Raw genomic sequence first — 19627 nt, 5'->3', positions numbered from 1 at the left:
AGCTACCGCTTAGTAGCTACTTCGTTGTACCGTCGTCCGCATGTCACACGCAGCTGCCAAGGCCACCGTCGGCGACAGCGAGTTCGACCGCGACACCGCCGTCACCGCTCGCGCGGGCGACCCCGGGGTGTACGACGCGGACCTCTCCGCCGGGTGGACGATCATCACCGCCGTCAACGGCGGCTATCTCCTGGCCCTCGTCGGCCGCGCCCTGTCGGCGACCCTGCCGCACCCGGACCCGTTCACGGTCTCCGCGCACTACCTGACCTCGTCCGTGCCCGGCCCCGCCGTGATCCGCACCCAGGTCGTACGCGTCGGCCGCACGCTCTCCACCGGCCAGGCCTCGCTCTTCCAGTACGACGAGAACGGCACCGAGATCGAGCGCATCCGCGTCCTCGCCTCGTACGGTGACCTCTCCGCGCTCCCGGACGCCGTCCACACCACGGCCCTCCCGCCGCGCATCCCCGCCTACGAGGACTGCCTCGGCCCCGAGGCCGGCCCGGCGCCGATCCCCGGCAGCTCGGCGATCGTGGACCGGCTCCGGCTGCGCCTGGACCCGGCGACGGCCGGCTGGGCGGTCGGACAGCCGTCGGGCAAGGGTGAGATGCGGTCCTGGTTCGAGCTCGCCGACGGGCGCGACGCGGATCCCCTCTCGCTGCTGCTCGCGGTCGACGCGCTCCCGCCGACCTCGTTCGACCTCGGCCTCGTCGGCTGGACCCCGACCGTGGAACTCACCACCCACGTCCGCCACCGTCCGGCCCCGGGCCCGCTCCGGGTCGCCATCACCACGCGCAACCTGGCGGGGGGCTTCCTGGAGGAGGACGCGGAGATCTGGGACTCGGCGGACCGCCTGGTGGCGCAGTCCCGCCAACTGGCGCGCGCACCACGGCTCCCTTCCTGACGTCGCCCCGGCCTCCGGAAGCCCCCTTCCTGACGTCGCCCCGGCCTCCGGAAGATCCAGCCCCGCCGGCGCTCGAGGCGCGGGGTTCGGGGCGGAGCCCCAGGTCCTCCGGGTCAGGGCGAGCCCTGGGAACGGTGGAAGGGCGGGGAGGGGACAACGGCCCCGCGCAGCGGTGGCCCTGCCCCGTCCCGCCCCCTCGGCGGGCCCCGGGCAGGGCCCAGGGCAGCGCGCGGGCAGCGCACAGGCGGCCCCGGGTCGAGGCCCTGGCCCACCGGCTACGCCCCCGCGCGGGATTCCGAGGCGCGGGGGACTCGTAGAATCGGGGGATCATGGCCTACCTCGACCACGCCGCCACCACTCCGATGCTTCCGGAGGCCGCTGCGGCGATGACCGCGCAGTTCGGCGTCACGGGCAACGCGTCCTCCCTGCACGCCGCCGGCCGCCGCGCCCGCCGCACCGTCGAGGAGGCCCGCGAGGCCCTCGCCGAGGCGCTCGGGGCCCGGCCGAGCGAGGTGGTCTTCACCGCGGGTGGCACGGAGGCCGACAACCTCGCCGTCAAGGGGCTCTACTGGGCCCGCCGCGACGCGGATCCCGCCCGGACCCGGATCCTCGCCAGCCCCGTGGAGCACCACGCCGTCCTCGACGCCGTGCACTGGCTCGCGGAGCACGAAGGGGCCCAGGTCGAGTACCTCCCCGTCGACCGCCACGGCCGCGTACACCCCGAGGCCTTCCGCGAAGCGATCGCGCGGAACCCCGACGACGTCGCCCTCGCCACCGTCATGTGGGCCAACAACGAGATCGGCACGGTCATGCCGGTCGCGGAACTGGCCGCCATCGCGGGCGAGTCCGGCATCCCCCTGCACTCCGACGCCGTCCAGGCCTTCGGCCAGCTCGACGTCCGCTTCGGCGACAGCGGCCTCGCCGCCATGACCGTCAGCGGCCACAAGGTCGGTGGACCGTACGGGATCGGCGCGCTGCTGCTCGGCCGCGACCAGAGCCCCGTGCCCGTCCTGCACGGCGGCGGCCAGGAACGGCACGTCCGCTCCGGCACCCTCGACGTCCCGGCGATCGCCGCCTTCGCGGTGGCCGCCGTGCTCGCCGCCGAGCGGCGCGAACGCTTCGCCGCCGAGATCGGCGCGCTGCGCGACGAGCTCGTCGCGGCCGTGCTCCGCGAGGTCCCCGACGCGGTCCTGGGCGGCGACCCCCTCGACCGGCTCCCCGCCAACGCCCACTTCAGCTTCCCCGGCTGCGAGGGCGACTCCCTGCTGCTCCTGCTCGACGCCCAGGGCATCGAGTGCTCCACCGGATCGGCCTGCACGGCGGGCGTGGCCCAGCCCAGCCACGTCCTGCTGGCCACCGGCACGGATCCGCAACTGGCCCGCGGCACCCTGCGCTTCTCCCTCGGCCACACGTCCACGAAGGCCGACGTGGACGCGGTGGCCGCCGCCATCGGCCCGGCCGTCACCCGCGCCCGCACGGCGGGCCTCAGCTAAGGGTTTGCAGAGAATCAACATGCGATCGAACACCCTGCGTGGGCTGGTCTGTCAAGAGCTGAAACACGCACGTTAATTCTCTGCAAGCCCTTAGTTGCCTGACGCCACTAGTGCTCTGATCCCAGGGCTTCGCCGACCAGGCGGACGTAGCGGTTCCAGTCCCAGTGGGGTCCGGGATCCGTGTGGTCGGCGCCCGGGACCTCGGAGTGGCCGACGATGTGCTTGCGGTCCGCCGGTATGCCGTACCGTCGGCAGATGCCGGCGGCGAGCAGCGCCGAAGCCCCGTACATGGCGTCCGTGAAGTCCTGGGGCCGGTCCACGAAACCGACGTGCTCGATGCCGACGCTGCGCTCGTTCATGGAGCGGTTCCCCGAGTGGAAGGCGACGTCGAGCTCGCGCACCATCTGCTCCACGTGACCGTCCTGGCCGACTATGTAGTGGGCCGACGCCCGGTGGAACGGATTCTTGAAGGCGTCCACCGAGGACGCGAAACTGCCTTGTGTGACATGCACGACGATCCGGTCCACGCGATAGTCGGCGGGCCGGTCCGCCAGCCGCCAGTTCGCCGGCGAGGCCGAGGTCCACCCCGCCCCCGCGTGGTCCAGCTCACCCTCCTTGCGCGGCTTGGACACCCCCGGCACCAGCCACCAGGCCCGTCCCAGCTCGTCCCGCCCGGCGACCGCCGCCACCGCGACGGCCCCGAGCCCGCCGAACAGCAGCGCCCTGCGGGTCCGCCCAGGCCGCTTCGCCCCCGCGGCACCCTCGGTCCCCGCGGCCCCCTCGGTGCCCGAAGCACCCCCGTCGCCCTTGCTCCCCAAGGTTCTCCACCCCCCTGACCCGATAACGCGCTGTGACCCCGCGCGGTTCCCCGTACCCTGGACGGTGCTATGACTGAGAACCTGCCGAGCAGCCCCCGCCCCCTGCGCATCCTCGCCGCCATGTCCGGCGGCGTGGACTCCGCCGTCGCCGCCGCCCGCGCCGTCGAAGCCGGGCACGACGTGACCGGTGTCCACCTCGCGCTCTCCGCGAACCCGCAGTCCTTCCGGACCGGCGCCCGCGGCTGCTGCACGATCGAGGACTCGCGCGACGCCCGCCGCGCCGCCGACGTCATCGGCATCCCGTTCTACGTCTGGGACCTCGCCGAGCGCTTCCGCGAGGACGTCGTCGAGGACTTCATCGCCGAGTACGAGGCCGGGCGCACCCCGAACCCGTGCCTGCGCTGCAACGAGAAGATCAAGTTCGCGGCGCTGCTCGACAAGGCCCTCGCCCTTGGCTTCGACGCCGTCTGCACCGGCCACTACGCCACCGTCGTCCTCAACGACGACGGCACGCGCGAACTGCACCGCGCCTCGGACATGGCCAAGGACCAGTCGTACGTCCTCGGCGTCCTCGACGAGAAGCAGCTCGCCCACGCGCTCTTCCCGCTCGGCGACACCCTCACCACCAAGGACGAGATCCGCGCCGAGGCCGAGGAGCGCGGCCTGGCCGTCGCGAAGAAGCCCGACAGCCACGACATCTGCTTCATCGCCGACGGCGACACCCAGGGCTTCCTCGCCGGCCGCCTCGGCAAGGCCGAGGGCGACATCGTCGACGGGGTCACCGGCGAGAAGGTCGGCACCCACGAGGGCGCCTTCGGCTTCACCATCGGCCAGCGCAAGGGCCTGCGGATCGGCCACCCGGCCCCCGACGGCAAGCCGCGCTACGTCCTCGACATCTCTCCGGTGAACAACACCGTCACCGTCGGCCCCGTCGAGGCCCTCGACGTCACCGCGCTCACCGCCATCCGCCCCCGCTGGTGCGGCTCCAGCCCCGCCGCCCCGGGTACGTACACGGCGCAGCTGCGCGCCCACGGCGGCGAGACCGAGGTCTTTGCCGAGGTGGTGGAGGGCGAACTGCGCGTCTCCTTCACCGAGCCGGTCCGCGGGGTCGCCCCGGGCCAGGCGATCGTCCTCTACGACGGCACGCGCGTGGTCGGCTCCGCCACCATCGCCACGACCACCCGGGCCGCCACCGCCGACGCCACCGCCGCGGCGTCGGCCTAGCCGGAGCGCCGGCCGCGGCCCGGTGCGGACCCGCCCCCGGCGGGCGGGGGACCGGTCAGACCACCGTCAGGACGATCTTGCCGGTGGTGCGGCCCAGCTCGCCGGTCTCGTGGGCCCTCGCGGCCTCGGCCAGCGGGAGCACCGTCTCGACGACCGGGCGCAGCTTCCCCTCCTCCACCAGGGAGGCGATCTCCACCAGGCCCCGGAAGTCCGGCTCGACCAGGGTCCAGCCGGTGTGGACGCCCGCCGCGTCCGTCGGGACGTCGTCCGGGGCGGGCAGGGTCACCAGGTGCCCGCCGGGCTTGAGGACCTTCAGCGAGCGCTCGCCGGTGTCCCCGCCGAGCGCGTCGATCACCACGTCCACGTCCGACACCACCTCGGTGAAGTCGGCCGAGCGGTAGTCGACCAGCTCGTCGGCGCCCAGCTCGCGCAGCAGGCCGTGCTTGGCCGCGCTCGCCGTGCCGATGACGTACGCGCCGCGCGCCTTGGCGATCTGCACCGCGAGGTGGCCGACGCCGCCCGCCGCCGCGTGGACCAGCACCCGCTGGCCGGGGGCGATCGCGGCCGTGTCCACCAGCGCCTGCCAGGCGGTCAGCGCCGCCAGGGGCAGGGCGGCCGCCTGCACGTGGTCGAGCGACGCGGGCTTGCGGGCGAAGTGCCGGGCCGGTCCCACCACGTACTCGGCGTAGCCGCCTGCCTGACGGGGGAAGCGCGGCATCCCGTACACCTCGTCGCCCGGGCGGTACAGGGTCACGCCGGGCCCGACCGCCTCGACGGTGCCGGAGACGTCCCAGCCCACGACCGGGACCTCGCCCCAGGCGATCAGGGCGCCGCTGGCCCGGGTCTTCCAGTCGACCGGGTTCACCCCGGCCGCGTGGACGCGCACCAAGATCTCGCTCAGACCCGGCTCGGGCCGCTCGATCTCCCGCTCGACCAGGGTCTCGGGGCCGCCCCATTCGCTCACGACCATCGCGCGCATGCTGTTCTCCTCGATTGTCCGACCGCGTCGGCCGCGTACGGCCAGGTCCTCCTGACACTGACCACGTCCGACTGCTCCGAAACCGGAGTGTTCTCCGGTGACGTGTCCCAGATTCGGCCACCGTGACACCCGCCGGTGTTGGCCGTCTGGCCACTATGTGACAGGATTCGGCCATGAGTGAGGTGCGAGCGGAACCGACGTCGGCGGCCGGGGCGCCCCGGGGGAGCGGCGGCGGAGGGCGGCACCTGGTCGCGGTGCTCGCCCTGCCCGGGTTCCCGCCCTTCGAGCTGGGGATCCCCTCCCGGGTCTTCGGCAGCGCCGTGGACGAGTCCGGCGAGGCCCTGTACGAGGTCGTCGTCTGCACCGCGGATGGCGGTCCGGTGCCCAGTGACTCCGGCTTCGTCCTCCAGCCCGCTGCCGGTCCCGAGGCCCTCGCCGTCGCCGACACCGTGATCGTCCCGCCCACCCACGCCATGCCCGAGCTGGCCCTCGGAGGTCCGCTGCCGCCCGCGGTGGCCGCCGCCATCGCGGGCATCCGCCCGGGCGCCCGCCTGGTCTCCATCTGCTCCGGCTCCTACGTGCTCGCCGCCGCGGGCCTGCTCGACGGCCGCCCCGCGACGACGCACTGGAACCTCGCCCTCGAGTTCCGCCGCGCCTACCCCCGCGTCAGCATCGACGAGAACGTCCTCTTCGTCGACGACGGCGACGTTCTGACCTCGGCCGGGGTCTCCGCCGGCGTCGACCTGTGCCTGCACCTGATCCGCCGGGACCACGGCGTCGCCGTCACCAACCGGGCCGCCCGCATGTGCGTCGTACCGCCCTGGCGCGACGGCGGCCAGGCCCAGTACATCGACCGGCCCGTCCCCGAACCCACCGTCGCCACCACGACCGCCACCCGCGCCTGGGCCCTGGAACGCCTCGCCGAGCCGATCGCCCTGGCGGAGCTGGCCGCCCACGCCCGGATGAGCCTGCGCACCTTCACCCGCCGCTTCCGCGACGAGGTCGGCATGACCCCGGTGCAGTGGCTCACCGCCCAACGGATGGAACTCGCCCGCGACTTGCTGGAGTCGAGCGACCTCCCGGTCGACCTGGTCGCCCACCAGTCCGGCTTCGGCTCGGCGAACTCCTTGCGCCAGCACATGCGTTCCACCCTCGGCATCTCCCCGATCGCCTACCGCCGCACCTTCCACGCGACTCCGGAGGCAATCGACGTGGCGGCGGCCCGCTGACGGGCGATCGTCCTCCACGACGGCGCCCCTGACCCCCGTCGGCCCTCATGGCGGCCATGACCCCGGAAGTAATCGACCGGGCCGCGCCCCGCTGACAGGCTGGATCCAACAGCCCGGAACGCCGGGCCCTCGACCGGGGAGACGAACATGACCGCGTACGCCATCGGACACCTGCGGCCCGAGACGATGAACGAAGAGATCCTGCACTACATGGGCGTGGTCCAGTCGACGATGGACCCCTTCGAAGGCCGGTTCCTCGTGCACGGCAAGCAGGTCGAGGTCATGGAGGGCCCCTTCCCCGGCTCGGTGGTCGTGATCGCCTTCCCGGACATCGAGAGCGCCCGCGCCTGGTACGCCTCCGACGCCTACCAGGCAATCCTCCCGGAGCGCACCCGCCACATAGCGGGCGAGGTCGTCCTGGTCGAGGGCGTCGCCCCCGACTACGACGCGTCGGCGACGGCCGCCCGCCTCCGCGAAGCCGCCGGCCTCTGACGCATCCCCTGACGCCGACCCCTGACGCCGGCCTCTGACGCCGCCCTCGGACCTCCGGCAGGTCCGGCGGTCCGGCCCGGCGGGCCTCCGGACCTGGCCGGGGTGCGAGCATGGCCGCATGGCTACTCACCTGATCACCGGCGCCGGCTCCGGCATCGGCGCCGCCGTCGCCAACCGGCTGCACGCCCGCGGCGACGACCTCGTCCTGCTCGCCCGTGACGCCGCCCGCGCCAAGCAGCTCACCAGCCGGTACCCCGGATCCACCGCCCTCGTCGGAGACCTCGCCGACCCCGACCGGCTCTCCTGGGCCTTCTCCAAGCAGGCCGTCCCCGAGCGCATCGACTCCCTCCTGCACATCGCCGGGATCGTCGACCTCGGCCCCGTCGGCGACCTGCGCCCCAAGACCTGGCACCAGCAGCTCAACGTCAACCTCGTCGCCCCCGCCGAGGTGACCCGCCTGCTGCTCCCCACGCTGCGCGCCTCGCACGCGACCGTGGTCTTCGTGAACTCCGGCGCCGGCCTCGCCGCCCACGCCGACTGGAGCGCGTACGCCGCCTCCAAGCACGGCCTCAAGGCACTCGCCGACTCGCTCCGGGCGGAGGAGAAGGAGCACGGCATCCGCGTCACGTCCGTCTACCCCGGCCGTACCGCCACCCCCATGCAGGCCAAGGTCCGCTCGCAGGAGGGCGAGTCCTACGACGCCGCCGACTGGATCGACCCCGAGTCCGTCGCGACGACCGTCGTCATGGCCGTCGACCTGCCCCGCGACGCCGTGGTCAGCGACCTCTCCGTCAGGCCCGGCCGATGAGTGCCCCCGGCGGAGCCACCGGCATCGGCTCGCTGCCCGGCGGCGACGCGCGCGAAGCCGCCAAGACGGTCACCGGCTCCTTCGAGGAGTTCCCGTACCTCGCCGAGCTGCCCGCCCGGGGCCCCGGCGCGGACATGGCCGGCCGTTCCCTCGGCCTGCTCGTGGACATGTACGCGCACGTGGAGCCCAGCGGCTGGCGGATCAGCGACCGGCCCGGCCGCGACACCAGGCGGGCCCGCTCCTGGCTCGGCGAGGACCTCGACGCCCTCGAGGAGTTCACCCAGGGCTACCAGGGACGGCTGAAGGTCCAGGCCGTCGGGCCCTGGACGCTCGCGGCCGCCCTGGAGATGCACGGCGGCGAGGCCCTGCTCCAGGACCCGGGCGCCTGCCGCGACCTGGCCGGCTCCCTCGCCGAAGGCGTCCGCGAGCACCTGGCCGACGTACGCAGGCGGATCCCCGGCGCCGAGATCGTCCTCCAGTACGACGAACCGTCACTGTCGGCCGTGCTGCTCGGGCGGGTCCGGTCCGCGAGCGGCTACCGCACCTACCGCGCCGTCGACCGGCAGGTCGTCGAGGGCACCCTGCGCGACCTGTTCGCCGTCCACGACGGCGAGGTCGTCGTCCACTCCTGCGCGCCCGAGGTGCCCTTCGGGCTGCTGCGGCGGGCCGGGGCCTCGGGAGTGTCGTTCGACTTCTCCTTGCTCACCGAGCGCGAGGACGACGCCATCGGGGAAGCCGTCGAAGCGGGTACGAAACTCTTCGCCGGAGTGGTGCCCGGCACCGACGGCCCGTTGTCGGACCCGGGCGGTAGCGTCATGGGTGTCAGGAAGCTTTGGCGCAGGCTGGGGCTGACCCCGGGGACTCTCGCGGAGTCCGTCGTGGTCACCCCGTCGTGCGGCCTGGCGGGCGCCTCGCCCGCCTACGCGCGCGCGGTCCAGGCGCACTGCGTCAGGGCGGCGAGGTCGCTCGCCGACAACCCTGAGTGACGGATCGGGACGGGCCACGGGAGGACACGGCATGGCAGCCGAACAGAAGCAGGGCAGCGACACGGCCGTACCGGCGGCGGTGCGCGAGCAGCACGCGCTGCTCGCCGAACAGGTCGAGGAGCACCGCTTCCGGTACTACGTGAACGACCAGCCGGTCGTCAGCGACGCCGAGTTCGACCAGCTGCTGCGCTCCCTGGAGGCGCTGGAGGAGGAGTACCCGGAGCTGCGCACGCCCGATTCGCCCACCCAGAAGGTGGCCGGGGCGTACGAGACGGACTTCGCCTCCGTCGAGCACCGCGAGCGCATGCTCTCCCTCGACAACGCCTTCGACGACGAGGAACTGGCGGCCTGGGCCGAGCGCGTGGCCCGGGACGCCAACACCTCCGACTACCACTACCTGTGCGAGCTGAAGGTCGACGGCCTCGCCGTCAACCTCACCTACGAGCACGGCCGCCTGACCCGCGCCGCCACCCGCGGCGACGGCCGCACCGGCGAGGACATCACGCCGAACGTCCGCACCATCGCCGAGATCCCCGACCGGCTGAAGGGCGACCGGATCCCGGCCCTGGTCGAGATCCGCGGCGAGGTCTACTTCCCGATGGAGAAGTTCGAGGAGCTCAACGCCCGGCTCGTCGAGGCCGAGGGCAAGCCCTTCGCCAACCCGCGCAACGCGGCGGCCGGTTCCCTGCGCCAGAAGGACCCCAAGGTCACCGCGAGCCGCCCGCTGCACATGGTGGTGCACGGCATCGGCGCCCGCGAGGGCTTCGAGATCGAACACCAGTCGCAGGCGTACGAGCTGCTCCACGAATGGGGCCTGCCCACCGGCGGGCACAACAAGGTGGTCTCCTCGCTCGCCGAGGTCCGGGAGTTCATCGCGTACTTCGGCGAGAACCGGCACTCCGTCGAGCACGAGATCGACGGCGTCGTCGTCAAGCTGGACGAGATCTCCCTCCAGGGCCGGCTCGGCTCCACGGCGCGCGCCCCGCGCTGGGCCATCGCCTGGAAGTACGCCCCCGAAGAGGTCAACACCAAGCTGATCGACATCAAGGTCGGCGTCGGCCGCACCGGGCGCGTGACCCCGTACGCGCAGGTCGAGCCGGTGACGGTGGCGGGCTCGGAGGTCGAGTTCGCGACCCTGCACAACCAGGAGGTCGTCAAGGCCAAGGGCGTCCTCATCGGGGACACCGTCGTCCTGCGCAAGGCGGGCGACGTCATCCCCGAGATCCTCGGCCCCGTCGTGGACCTGCGGGACGGCAGCGAGCGGGAGTTCGTGATGCCCGCCGAGTGCCCCGCGTGCGGAACGGCGCTGCGCCCCATGAAGGAGGGGGACATCGACGTCCGGTGCCCCAACGCCCAGACCTGTCCCGCCCAGTTGCGCGAACGGCTCTTCTACCTCGGCGGCCGCCAGAGCCTGGACATCGAGAACTTCGGCATGGTGGCGGCGGCCGCGCTGACCGGCCCCCTGGAGCCGGCGCAGCCGCCGCTGCTCGACGAGGGCGACCTCTTCGGCCTGACCATGGAGCAGCTGCTCCCCATCAAGGCCTACGTCCTGGACCCGGACAGCGGGCTGCCCAAGCGGGACCCCAAGACGGGCGAGGAGAAGATCGTCACGGTCTTCGCCAACCAGAAGGGCGAGCCGAAGAAGAACGCCCTGTCGATGCTCGAGAACATCGCGGCCGCCAAGGACCGTCCGCTCGCCCGCATCATCAACGGCCTGTCGATCCGTCACGTCGGACCGGTGGCGGCGGAGGCGCTCGCCCGCGAGTTCCGGTCGATCGAGCGCATCGAGCAGGCCACCGAGGAGGAGCTGACCGCCACCGAGGGCGTGGGCGCGATCATCGCCGCCTCCCTCAAGGAGTGGTTCGCCGTCGACTGGCACCAGGAGATCCTGCGCAAGTGGCGCGAGGCCGGCGTCCGGATGGAGGAGGAAGGTTCCGGCGAGGAGGAGGGCCCGCGCCCGCTCGAGGGCCTGACCGTCGTCGTCACCGGCACTTTGCAGAGCCACACCCGGGACGGTGCGAAGGAGGCCCTGCAGAGCCGGGGCGCCAAGGTGACCGGGTCCGTGTCGAAGAAGACCTCCTTCGTCGTGGTCGGCGACAACCCCGGCTCCAAGTACGACAAGGCGGTGCAGCTGAAGCTCGCCGTCCTCGACGACGCCGGCTTCGCCGTCCTGCTCGAAGAGGGCCCCGAGGCCGCCCGCGCGGCCGCGCTCCCGGTGGACGGCGTCGCCGCAGCGGAGTAACGAAGGCGAACGGATGCACGGCGTGCGGCCGCGGGAGCGGGCGCACGCCAGGCGCGGCGGCCGGTGACGCCAGGCGCGGTCCTGGCCCCGGCCGACGGCAATCGGCCGGTAGGCGGTCACCGCAAGGCCGGTACAAGGCTGTTCGCCGGGTGGTGACCTGTCGGATCATCGGATGGGCGACCCGGGGGTCCTGGTCCAAACTCACCCGTTCGGCGGATACCGTACTGATGAGGATGGCCGGGTCGAATACGGGCAACCGCCGCCGACCGCTGCCCCTGGGTGCCTCTCGCGTCCTACTGTTGAGGGGTGCGCCCGTCGTGCACGGCTGCTCGACGCGCAGTTGCCGTGAGGGCATGACAACGGGGCCATTGCGTGGCATCGGCATCGCCGGCTGTGAGAGGGACGGGCATGAAACCCACCGAGAGCGCCGACCCGTCACCAGATTTCGGCGGGGACCTCCCGTCCCTGCGGACGGGCCGGTTCGGTGTCCTGGGAGCCAGGACACCGCGATCCCGACCGCTCGACACCGGAGCGGGCCCGGGCGGAGCGGGGCGCAGCGCCGCGCTGCCCTTCGCCGTCGTGGGCCTCGCCGCCGTGCTGCTCGCCGTGGGCATCGTCACGGCACTGAGCGGCCGTCACGCCCTGTTCCCCGGCGGTCCGGTCGGCTGGGCGCTCGCCCTGCTCACCGGCATCATCGTCGGCCACCTCGTCGCCCTCGGCCGCGACCGCTGGTGGGGCGGCACCGGTTCGGGCGCGGCCCTCACCCTCGGCGTCCTCATCCTCTACGGATGGGTCCCCGCGGGCCTCGTCTCGCTCGCCGTGGTCACCCTCGTCGGCGCCGCCCGCCGGCACCGCTGGCGCCAGGGCCTGCTGCACGGCTCCACCGACGTGCTCGGGATCGGCGCGGGCGCGCTCGTACTCGCCGCCTTCGGCGAGTCGCCGTCCGTGGAACACCCGTGGGCACCCACCAACTGGGGGATCGACGCGGTCCCCGAGGTCATCCTGGTCGCCGTCACGTACCTGCTCGTCACGCGCGTCCTGCTGTGGCTCGCACTCGCTCCGCACCACGGGGGGCTGCCCACCGTCGCCCGCACCGCACTGCTGCGCCAGGGCCTGGTGGCCGTGGCCCTCCTCGGCATCGCCCCGCTGATCTGCGTGGTCGCCGAAGCGCAGCCGGTCCTGCTGCCGCTCTTCGCCGTACCGCTGATCGCCCTCGACTCCACGCTGTGGATCGCCCGCGCCCGCGCCGAGGAGCAGCTGAAGGACCCGCTGACCGGGCTGCCGAACCGCCAGTGGCTGCTGGAGCGCGCCTGGACCGCTCTCGACCAGGCCGAACGGCTGGGCACCCGCTCGGCGCTGGTGCTGATCGACCTGGACCGCTTCCGCGCGGTCAACGACACCCTCGGCCACCTCGCCGGCGACCGGCTGCTCCTGCAGATCGCGGACCGGCTGCGCCAGGCCCTCCCGCCGGACGCCGAGGCCGCCCGCCTCGGCGGCGACGAGTTCGCCGTCCTGCTCCCCGTCGCGGACTCCACCACCAGCGCCCAGCGGGTCGCACGCCACCTCGTCGCCGAGCTCAGCTCGCCCCTCGACCTGGACGGCCTGACCCTGGTCCTGGAGGCCAGCGCCGGCCTCGCCGTCTTCCCCGACCACGCGCTCGACGCGGAAGGCCTGCTGCGCCGCGCCGACGTCGCCATGTACCAGGCGAAGCGGGACCGCACGGGCGTCGAGGTCTACGAGTCCAAGCGCGACAGCAACACCCCCGACCGGCTCGGTCTGCTCGGCGACCTGCGGCGCGCCCTGGACGCGGGCGAGGTGGAACTGCACTACCAGCCGAAGGTCCGTTTCGACGGGCAGGTGGCCGGCCTCGAGGCCCTCGTACGGTGGGTGCACCCGGAGCGCGGCCGGGTCTCCCCGGACGAGTTCATCGCCATCGCCGAGACGTCCGGGCTGATGCCGCACCTGACGGAGTACGTCCTGGAGACCGCGCTCGCGCAGGTCGCCCGCTGGCGGGCCCAGGGCCTCAAGGTCCCGGTCGCCGTCAACGTCTCGCCGCGCGACGTCCACACGCCCGGCTTCGCGGGCGCGGTGGCCGCGCGCCTCGCCCGCCACGGGGTCCCGGCGAGCGGGCTGCAGCTGGAGATAACGGAACACGTCCTGCTGGAGGACCCGCAGCGGGCCGCCGACACCATGGCCGGGCTGACCGGCCACGGCGTGAAGATGTCCCTGGACGACTTCGGCACGGGCTATTCCTCCCTCGTCCACCTGCGACGGCTGCCGGTCAGCGAATTGAAGATCGACCGCTCCTTCGTGGCCCGCCTCGCGGTGGACGCCCAGGACGCCGAGATCGTCCGCTGCACGGTGGACCTCGCCCACTCCCTGGGCCTGCTCGTCGTCGCGGAGGGAGTCGAGGACGACGAGACGTGGGAGCGTCTGCGCGACCTCGGGTGCGACGCGGTGCAGGGCTGGCTGGTCGCCGCCGCGATGCCTCCGCAGGAGGCCACGGCCTGGCTGCTCGCCCGCGGCGAGCGCGGCTGGCGCCGGCCGGCGGACATCACGGCGGAGCTGGCGGCGGAAGCGGCGGCGCGGACGCAGTGAGGCACGCGCGGGCCCGCCAGCCGCGCCCGCGTCCGGCCAAGGGCTTCGCGCAGCGCCCACCCGGGGGCGGAAACCGGCTCCTGTGGCGCCCGCGTACCGCCCCCGGGGGGAAACCGTTGCGTCGGCCGGGGGCCGGGCCCCATAGGATTGGGCCCGAAACCTACACACTCACCACCCCAGAGGATCGCTGCATGCCTGGCATCACGCGCGAGGAGGTCGCCCACCTCGCTCGGCTGGCACGTCTGGAGCTGAAGAGCGAAGAGCTCGACCACTTCGCTGGACAGCTCGACGACATCATCGGCGCGGTCGCCCGCGTTTCCGAGGTCGCCGACCAAGACGTCCCGCCGACCTCCCACCCGCTGCCGCTGACGAACGTCATGCGCGCGGACGAGGTCCGTCCGTCGCTCACCCCCGAGCAGGCGCTTTCCGGCGCTCCCGCCCAGGAGCAGCAGCGTTTCAAGGTGCCGCAGATCCTGGGGGAGGACTAACAACATGACCGACACGCACACGATCATCCGGCTCACCGCCGCACAGACCGCCGAGAAGATCGCCTCCGGCGAGCTCACGGCCGTCGAGGTCACCGAGGCCCACCTGGCCCGCATCGAGGCGACCGACGAGAAGGTCCACGCCTTCCTGCACGTCGACCGCGAGGGCGCGCTGGCCCAGGCGCGCGCCGTGGACGCCAAGAAGGCGGCCGGCGAGAAGCTGGGCCCGCTCGCCGGCGTCCCGCTCGCCCTCAAGGACATCTTCACCACCGTCGGGATCCCGACGACGGTCGGATCGAAGATCCTCGAAGGCTGGATCCCGCCCTACGACGCCACCCTGACGCGCAAGCTGAAGGAAGCCGACGTCGTCATCCTCGGCAAGACCAACATGGACGAGTTCGCCATGGGGTCCTCGACCGAGAACAGCGCCTACGGGCCCACCGGCAACCCCTGGGACCTCACCCGGATCCCCGGCGGCTCCGGCGGCGGCTCCGCGGCCGCGCTCGCCGCCTTCCAGGCGCCGCTCGCGATCGGCACGGACACCGGCGGCTCCATCCGCCAGCCCGCCGCCGTCACCGGCACCGTCGGCGTGAAGCCCACGTACGGCGGCGTCTCCCGCTACGGCATGGTCGCCTTCTCCTCCTCCCTCGACCAGGGCGGCCCCTGCGCCCGCACGGTCCTGGACGCGGCCCTGCTGCACGAGGTCATCGCCGGCCACGACCCGCTCGACTCCACCTCCATCGACGCCCCGGTCCCGCCGGTCGTCGAGGCGGCCCGCAACGGCTCCGTCGCCGGCATGCGCGTCGGCGTGGTCAAGCAGTTCGCCGGCGAGGGCTACCAGGCCGGCGTCGTCCAGCGCTTCAACGAGTCCGTCGCCCTCCTCGAGGAGCTCGGCGCCGAGATCGTGGAGCTGGACTGCCCGTCCTTCGACCTCGCGATGGCCGCGTACTACCTGATCGCGCCGTCCGAGTGCTCCTCCAACCTGGCCCGCTTCGACGCCATGCGCTACGGCCTGCGCGTCGGCGACGACGGCACCAGGTCCGCCGAGGACGTCACCGCCCTGACCCGCGAAGCCGGTTTCGGCGACGAGGTCAAGCGCCGCGTCATCCTCGGCACGTACGCGCTCAGCTCCGGCTACTACGACGCGTACTACGGCTCCGCCCAGAAGGTCCGCACGCTCATCACGAAGGACTTCGAGAAGTCCTTCGAGCAGGTCGACGTGATCGTCTCCCCGACCACGCCCACCACCGCCTTCCCGATCGGTGAGCGCACCGACGACCCGCTGGCGATGTACCTCGCGGACCTGTGCACCATCCCGACCAACCTGGCCGGCAACTCCGCCATGTCGCTGCCCTGCGGCCTGGCTCCGGAGGACGGTCTGCCGGTCGGACTGCAGATCATCGCCCCGGCGATGAAGGACGACCGTCTCTACAAGGTCGGCGCCGCCGTCGAGGCGGCCTTCATCGAGCGCTGGGGACACCCGCTGCTTGAGGAGGCACCGTCGCTGTGAGCACCAGTGCACTGTCCAAGGCCAAGGGCTTCAAGAAGTCCAAGACCGGCACCTACCTGTCGATCGGCACCACCGCGTTCGGCGCCCTCGGCGTGATCAAGCAGGTCAAGAAGGCCCGCAGCGAGAACGACATGCTGAAGCTGGTCGACGCCGCCGTGTCCGCCGCCGCCATCGTCACCGGCCTCGCGATCCTGTACCGCGAGCTCAAGCGTCTCGGCGACGACGACGTCCTGCTGGGCTGAGAGGGAATTTCCACTGTGACTGCCATCGAACTGCTGTCGTACGAGGACGCCCTCGCGTCGTACGACCCCGTCATGGGCCTCGAGGTCCATGTCGAACTCGGCACGAAGACCAAGATGTTCTGCGGCTGCTCGACCGAGCTGGGCGCCGAGCCCAACGCGCAGACCTGCCCGGTCTGCCTCGGTCTGCCCGGCGCACTGCCGGTCGTCAACGCGATCGGCATCGAGTCCGCCATCAAGATCGGTCTCGCGCTGAACTGCGAGATCGCCGAGTGGTGCCGCTTCGCCCGGAAGAACTACTTCTACCCGGACATGCCGAAGAACTTCCAGACCTCCCAGTACGACGAGCCGATCGCCTTCAACGGCTTCCTCGACGTCCAGCTGGAGGACGGCGAGATCTTCCGCGTGGAGATCGAGCGCGCCCACATGGAGGAGGACACCGGCAAGTCGCTGCACGTCGGCGGCGCCACCGGCCGCATCCACGGCGCGTCCCACTCGCTGCTGGACTACAACCGCGCCGGCATCCCCCTCATCGAGATCGTCACCAAGCCCATCGAGGGCGCGGGCGTACGGGCTCCCGAGGTCGCCAAGGCGTACGTCGCCGAGCTGCGCGAGGTCATCAAGGCGCTCGGCGTCTCCGAGGCCCGCATGGACAAGGGCCAGATGCGCTGCGACGTCAACCTGTCGCTGCGCCCGACCCCCGAGTCCGAGCTCGGCACCCGCAGCGAGACGAAGAACGTCAACTCGCTGCGCTCCGTCGAGCGCGCCGCCCGCTTCGAGATCCAGCGCCACGCGGCGGTGCTCTCCTCGGGCGGCTCGATCGTGCAGGAGACCCGGCACTTCCACGAGGAGGACGGCTCCACGACGGCCGGCCGCATCAAGGACAACGCCGAGGACTACCGGTACTTCCCCGAGCCCGACCTGGTCCCGATCGCCCCGGCCCGCACCTGGGTCGAGGAGCTGCGGGCCGGTCTGCCGGAGATGCCGCGCGTGCGCCGCAACCGCCTCCTGAAGGAGTGGGGCGTCACCGAGCACGACATGCAGTCGATCCTGAACGCGGGTGCGGTGGACTCCATCGTCGCCACCATCGAGGCCGGCGCCGACTCGGCCGCCGCCCGCAAGTGGTGGATGGGCGAGCTGGCGCGCAACGCCAACGAGCAGGGCGTCGTCGTCGACGAACTGCCCGTCACCCCCGTCCAGGTCGCGCGCGTCGCGGCCCTGGTCGCGGCCGGCGAGCTCAACGACAAGCTGGCCCGCCAGGTCCTCGAAGGCGTCCTCGCCGGCGAGGGCACCCCGGACGAGGTCGTCGAGAAGCGCGGCCTGAAGGTCGTCTCGGACGAGGGCGCGCTCGGCGCGGCCGTGGACGAGGCCATCGCGGGCAACGCGGGCATCGCCGACAAGATCCGCGGCGGCAAGATCGCCGCCGTCGGCGCGCTGGTCGGAGCGGTCATGAAGACCACCCGCGGCCAGGCCGACGCGGCGCGCGTCAAGGAACTCATCCTGGAGCGCCTGGGCGTCTCCGAGTAGACCGTACGCACGCGGCGGCCCCGCACCGGATCTCCGGTGCGGGGCCGCCGTGCGTCCGGCTAGCGCTTGAGCTGGGGGGCGGCGATGACGACCGTCCCGTTGTCGCAGCCCTTGTCCACCTTGATGCGGAGCCGCAGGGCGCCGCTCACGTCCACCGTGTGGGTGATCGGCTTGCCCAGCTCCACGAGCTCGGAGAAGGCCGCGGGCTGGCCGTCGAGCGAGACGCTGACCCGGCCCTTCTCGTTCTGCGAGCCGTCGTCGATCCCCGCGGTGAACTCCAGGCTCTTCCACTCGCGGTTGAGGTCGAACTCCGTGTACGCGTCGAAGTCGCAGTTGCGTTCCTGGATGAACGCGGCGCCGTACTGCTTGGTGTTGATCTTGGCCGGCCCGACCTCGAACCCGCCCAGGTCCTTCACGGGCGCCATCACGGTCAGGTCGGCCGCCTTCACTCCCGGCGCCACCCCGGACGGCGGCTGGGAACCCGTCGCGGTGGGCTGCGCCGCCGCGCCCTCGGAAGCGGACGCGGACGGGGACGGGGACGGGCTGGGCGTCGGCGGGGGAGTCGGGCTCCCGGACGGCGACGAGGACGCCTTGTCCCCGCCGCTCGCCGTGTTCGAGCCGTGCGCGTCCTCCTTGTCCCCGAGGAGCCTGACGCCGATCACCGCGCCGACGCCCACCACCAGCACCGCGAGCACCGCCCCGAGCACCAGCCCGGTTCGCCGCTTCTTGCGCGCGGGCGGCGGGGGCAGCGGCTCCGCGGCAGACACGGCCGCGGGCGCGGGACCGTACCCCTGCGGCACGCTCGCCCGCACCGGCGGCGGGGTGTGCACGGGTTCGGCGGGCGGTGGGGCGGCGTACACGGGCTGGGCCGGCTGGGCCGGCGGCGGTGCGTACACGGGCTGCTGTGGCGGCGCGACCGGCTGCCGCGGCGCCGCGGCAGGGGGCGCGGCAGCCGCCGGGGCCGTCGTGGGCGGCGTCGGCTGCTGCCGGGGCGCGGCCGCCGGCCTCGGCGGGACCGCGGCGGGAGGCGTGAGCGGCGGTGAGACCGGTGGCGCGGCCGGAGGCGGGACCGGCGGCACGGCCGGGACCGCGTCCTGGACCACCCGCTGCGAGGTGGACGTGGTCGTGGACACCACGGCACGCCGGACGTCCTTCATCCAGCCCGCCAGGTTCACCGGCCGCTTCAGCGGGTCGGACGCGTAGATGGAGGCGATCCGCGCCCGCTGCTCCGCGTCCAGCACGGCGATCTGAGGCAGCCTGGTGAGGGCCTGCGCCAGCAGCTCCGGGGTCGCGGGCGGCGACTCCCCGCTCAGCAGGAAGTAGGCGAGGGCCCCGAAGGCGTACCGGTCCGTCCCCGGCGTCCGCTTCCCGTCGAACACCTCGGGGGCCGCGTACCCCTGGGTGAACCAGACCTCCGCGGTCTGGTGGTCGGCGGTCAGCTTGCTGAGGCCGAAGTCCACCAGCGTGGCCTGCCCGTGGGCGTCGACCATGACGTTGCCGGGGGACAGGTCGCCGTGGATCACCTGGCGGCCGGACGGGGTGGCCTTCCCCGAGTGCAGCCAGTCCAGTACGTCGGCCAGCTGCTCCAGCGTGCGCATCACCTCGCGCCGCTCGGCGGCCGTGGCGAGCGTCCGTTCGGCCCGCCAGTCCCGCAGGTCCAGCCCGTCGACGTGGTTCATGACCAGGACGAGGGCCCGCCCGGTCAGCGTCCCGGACTCGCCGGGCCGGTGGATCGGCGATCCCTCGAAGTGCTCCCGTACGCCCACGACCCCGGGCCGGTGGACGAAGCGCAGCAGCTCCGCCTGTTCGTTCCATTTCTGGCTGATGCGGTCGAACACGTCCGGTGTGATCGTCGTCTTGGAGTCGAGCACCTTCACGACGACCGGCTCGGCTCCGCCCGCGAGCTCGATCTCCGCGAGATAGAGCACGGCCTCCCCGCCGCGCCCGATGGCCCGGAGCAACCGGTAACGGTCGGCTGCCGCGTCAGGGCCGATGTGCAGATTCTGGCTGGTCAATTTCCCCCCAGCGCCATTGATATGAGTGGGGATCAGCTTCCCGGCGCGGGAGGGGGATGGTCAAGCGGAGACGGAGGTGAA

16 protein-coding genes are annotated in these 19627 nt (G+C 72.9%); 13 read left to right on the top strand and 3 right to left on the bottom strand.

What is annotated here, in order from left to right:
* Positions 1 to 40 precede the first annotated feature (40 nt).
* Together ABZY44_RS19245 and ABZY44_RS19240 are read left to right on the top strand one after the other, a co-directional pair.
* Entirely contained in the window at positions 41 to 901 is an 861-nt protein-coding gene (locus tag ABZY44_RS19245) for a thioesterase family protein (protein WP_356655288.1), read from the top strand.
* A 329-nt stretch (positions 902 to 1230) separates the two neighbouring features.
* Positions 1231 to 2394 carry a cysteine desulfurase family protein gene (locus ABZY44_RS19240; RefSeq protein WP_356655286.1) on the top strand — a complete coding sequence of 388 codons (1164 nt, stop codon included), beginning with the start codon at positions 1231 to 1233 and terminating at the stop codon, positions 2392 to 2394.
* A 107-nt stretch (positions 2395 to 2501) separates the two neighbouring features.
* Here the strand turns inward: ABZY44_RS19240 and ABZY44_RS19235 are convergent, their stop codons facing one another.
* Positions 2502 to 3212 carry an N-acetylmuramoyl-L-alanine amidase gene (locus tag ABZY44_RS19235; RefSeq protein ID WP_356655284.1) on the bottom strand — a complete coding sequence of 237 codons (711 nt, stop codon included), beginning with the start codon at positions 3210 to 3212 and terminating at the stop codon, positions 2502 to 2504.
* A gap of 69 nt (positions 3213 to 3281) precedes the next feature.
* Here ABZY44_RS19235 and mnmA point away from each other — a divergent pair, with 69 nt between their 5' ends.
* The gene (gene mnmA / locus ABZY44_RS19230) at positions 3282 to 4436 is read left to right on the top strand and encodes a tRNA 2-thiouridine(34) synthase MnmA (RefSeq protein ID WP_356655282.1); all 1155 of its coding nucleotides are present in this window, start codon (positions 3282 to 3284) and stop codon (positions 4434 to 4436) included.
* A 55-nt stretch (positions 4437 to 4491) separates the two neighbouring features.
* On the opposite strand, the gene ABZY44_RS19225 is transcribed toward mnmA, so the two are convergent.
* Positions 4492 to 5415 carry an NADP-dependent oxidoreductase gene (locus ABZY44_RS19225; RefSeq protein WP_356655280.1) on the bottom strand — a complete coding sequence of 308 codons (924 nt, stop codon included), beginning with the start codon at positions 5413 to 5415 and terminating at the stop codon, positions 4492 to 4494.
* Between the two features lie 173 nt (positions 5416 to 5588).
* Between ABZY44_RS19225 and ABZY44_RS19220 the strand changes: the two genes are divergently transcribed.
* From ABZY44_RS19220 to gatB, 10 genes are all read left to right on the top strand, one after another.
* A complete protein-coding gene (locus tag ABZY44_RS19220) occupies positions 5589 to 6644 on the top strand; it encodes a helix-turn-helix domain-containing protein (protein WP_356655278.1) in 1056 nt (351 codons plus the stop codon).
* 147 nt (positions 6645 to 6791) lie between these two features.
* Entirely contained in the window at positions 6792 to 7136 is a 345-nt protein-coding gene (locus ABZY44_RS19215; RefSeq protein ID WP_330298707.1) for a DUF1330 domain-containing protein, read from the top strand.
* Between the two features lie 118 nt (positions 7137 to 7254).
* Entirely contained in the window at positions 7255 to 7944 is a 690-nt protein-coding gene (locus tag ABZY44_RS19210) for an SDR family oxidoreductase (RefSeq protein ID WP_356655276.1), read from the top strand.
* Positions 7941 to 8930 carry a methionine synthase gene (locus tag ABZY44_RS19205; RefSeq protein WP_356655274.1) on the top strand — a complete coding sequence of 330 codons (990 nt, stop codon included), beginning with the start codon at positions 7941 to 7943 and terminating at the stop codon, positions 8928 to 8930. The genes ABZY44_RS19210 and ABZY44_RS19205 overlap by 4 nt, the downstream gene beginning before the upstream one ends.
* A gap of 31 nt (positions 8931 to 8961) precedes the next feature.
* Positions 8962 to 11172, top strand: a complete 2211-nt coding sequence (gene ligA, locus ABZY44_RS19200) for an NAD-dependent DNA ligase LigA (RefSeq protein WP_356655272.1) — start codon at positions 8962 to 8964, stop codon at positions 11170 to 11172.
* 408 nt (positions 11173 to 11580) lie between these two features.
* A complete protein-coding gene (locus tag ABZY44_RS19195) occupies positions 11581 to 13770 on the top strand; it encodes a bifunctional diguanylate cyclase/phosphodiesterase (RefSeq protein WP_356655270.1) in 2190 nt (729 codons plus the stop codon).
* Positions 13771 to 13961: 191 nt separating this feature from the next.
* Positions 13962 to 14258 (top strand): Asp-tRNA(Asn)/Glu-tRNA(Gln) amidotransferase subunit GatC, encoded by a 297-nt coding sequence (gatC, locus tag ABZY44_RS19190; RefSeq protein ID WP_007266718.1) that lies wholly within the window; start codon positions 13962 to 13964, stop codon positions 14256 to 14258.
* 4 nt (positions 14259 to 14262) lie between these two features.
* Positions 14263 to 15765 carry an Asp-tRNA(Asn)/Glu-tRNA(Gln) amidotransferase subunit GatA gene (gene gatA, locus ABZY44_RS19185; protein WP_356655268.1) on the top strand — a complete coding sequence of 501 codons (1503 nt, stop codon included), beginning with the start codon at positions 14263 to 14265 and terminating at the stop codon, positions 15763 to 15765.
* Positions 15762 to 16007, top strand: a complete 246-nt coding sequence (locus tag ABZY44_RS19180) for a hypothetical protein (RefSeq protein ID WP_356655266.1) — start codon at positions 15762 to 15764, stop codon at positions 16005 to 16007. The genes gatA and ABZY44_RS19180 overlap by 4 nt, the downstream gene beginning before the upstream one ends.
* 15 nt (positions 16008 to 16022) lie before the next feature.
* Positions 16023 to 17531 (top strand): Asp-tRNA(Asn)/Glu-tRNA(Gln) amidotransferase subunit GatB, encoded by a 1509-nt coding sequence (gene gatB, locus ABZY44_RS19175; RefSeq protein ID WP_356655264.1) that lies wholly within the window; start codon positions 16023 to 16025, stop codon positions 17529 to 17531.
* 59 nt (positions 17532 to 17590) lie between these two features.
* On the opposite strand, the gene ABZY44_RS19170 is transcribed toward gatB, so the two are convergent.
* On the bottom strand, positions 17591 to 19546 hold the full coding sequence (locus tag ABZY44_RS19170; protein WP_356655262.1) for a protein kinase: 1956 nt from the start codon (positions 19544 to 19546) through the stop codon (positions 17591 to 17593).
* Positions 19547 to 19627: the final 81 nt, after the last annotated feature.

It is taken from the genome of Streptomyces sp. NPDC006544 (genome assembly GCF_040611715.1).
Lineage (GTDB): Bacteria > Actinomycetota > Actinomycetes > Streptomycetales > Streptomycetaceae > Streptomyces.
The sequence above is the reverse complement of the archived record's forward strand: the minus strand, read 5'-3'. Positions and strand labels throughout refer to the sequence as shown.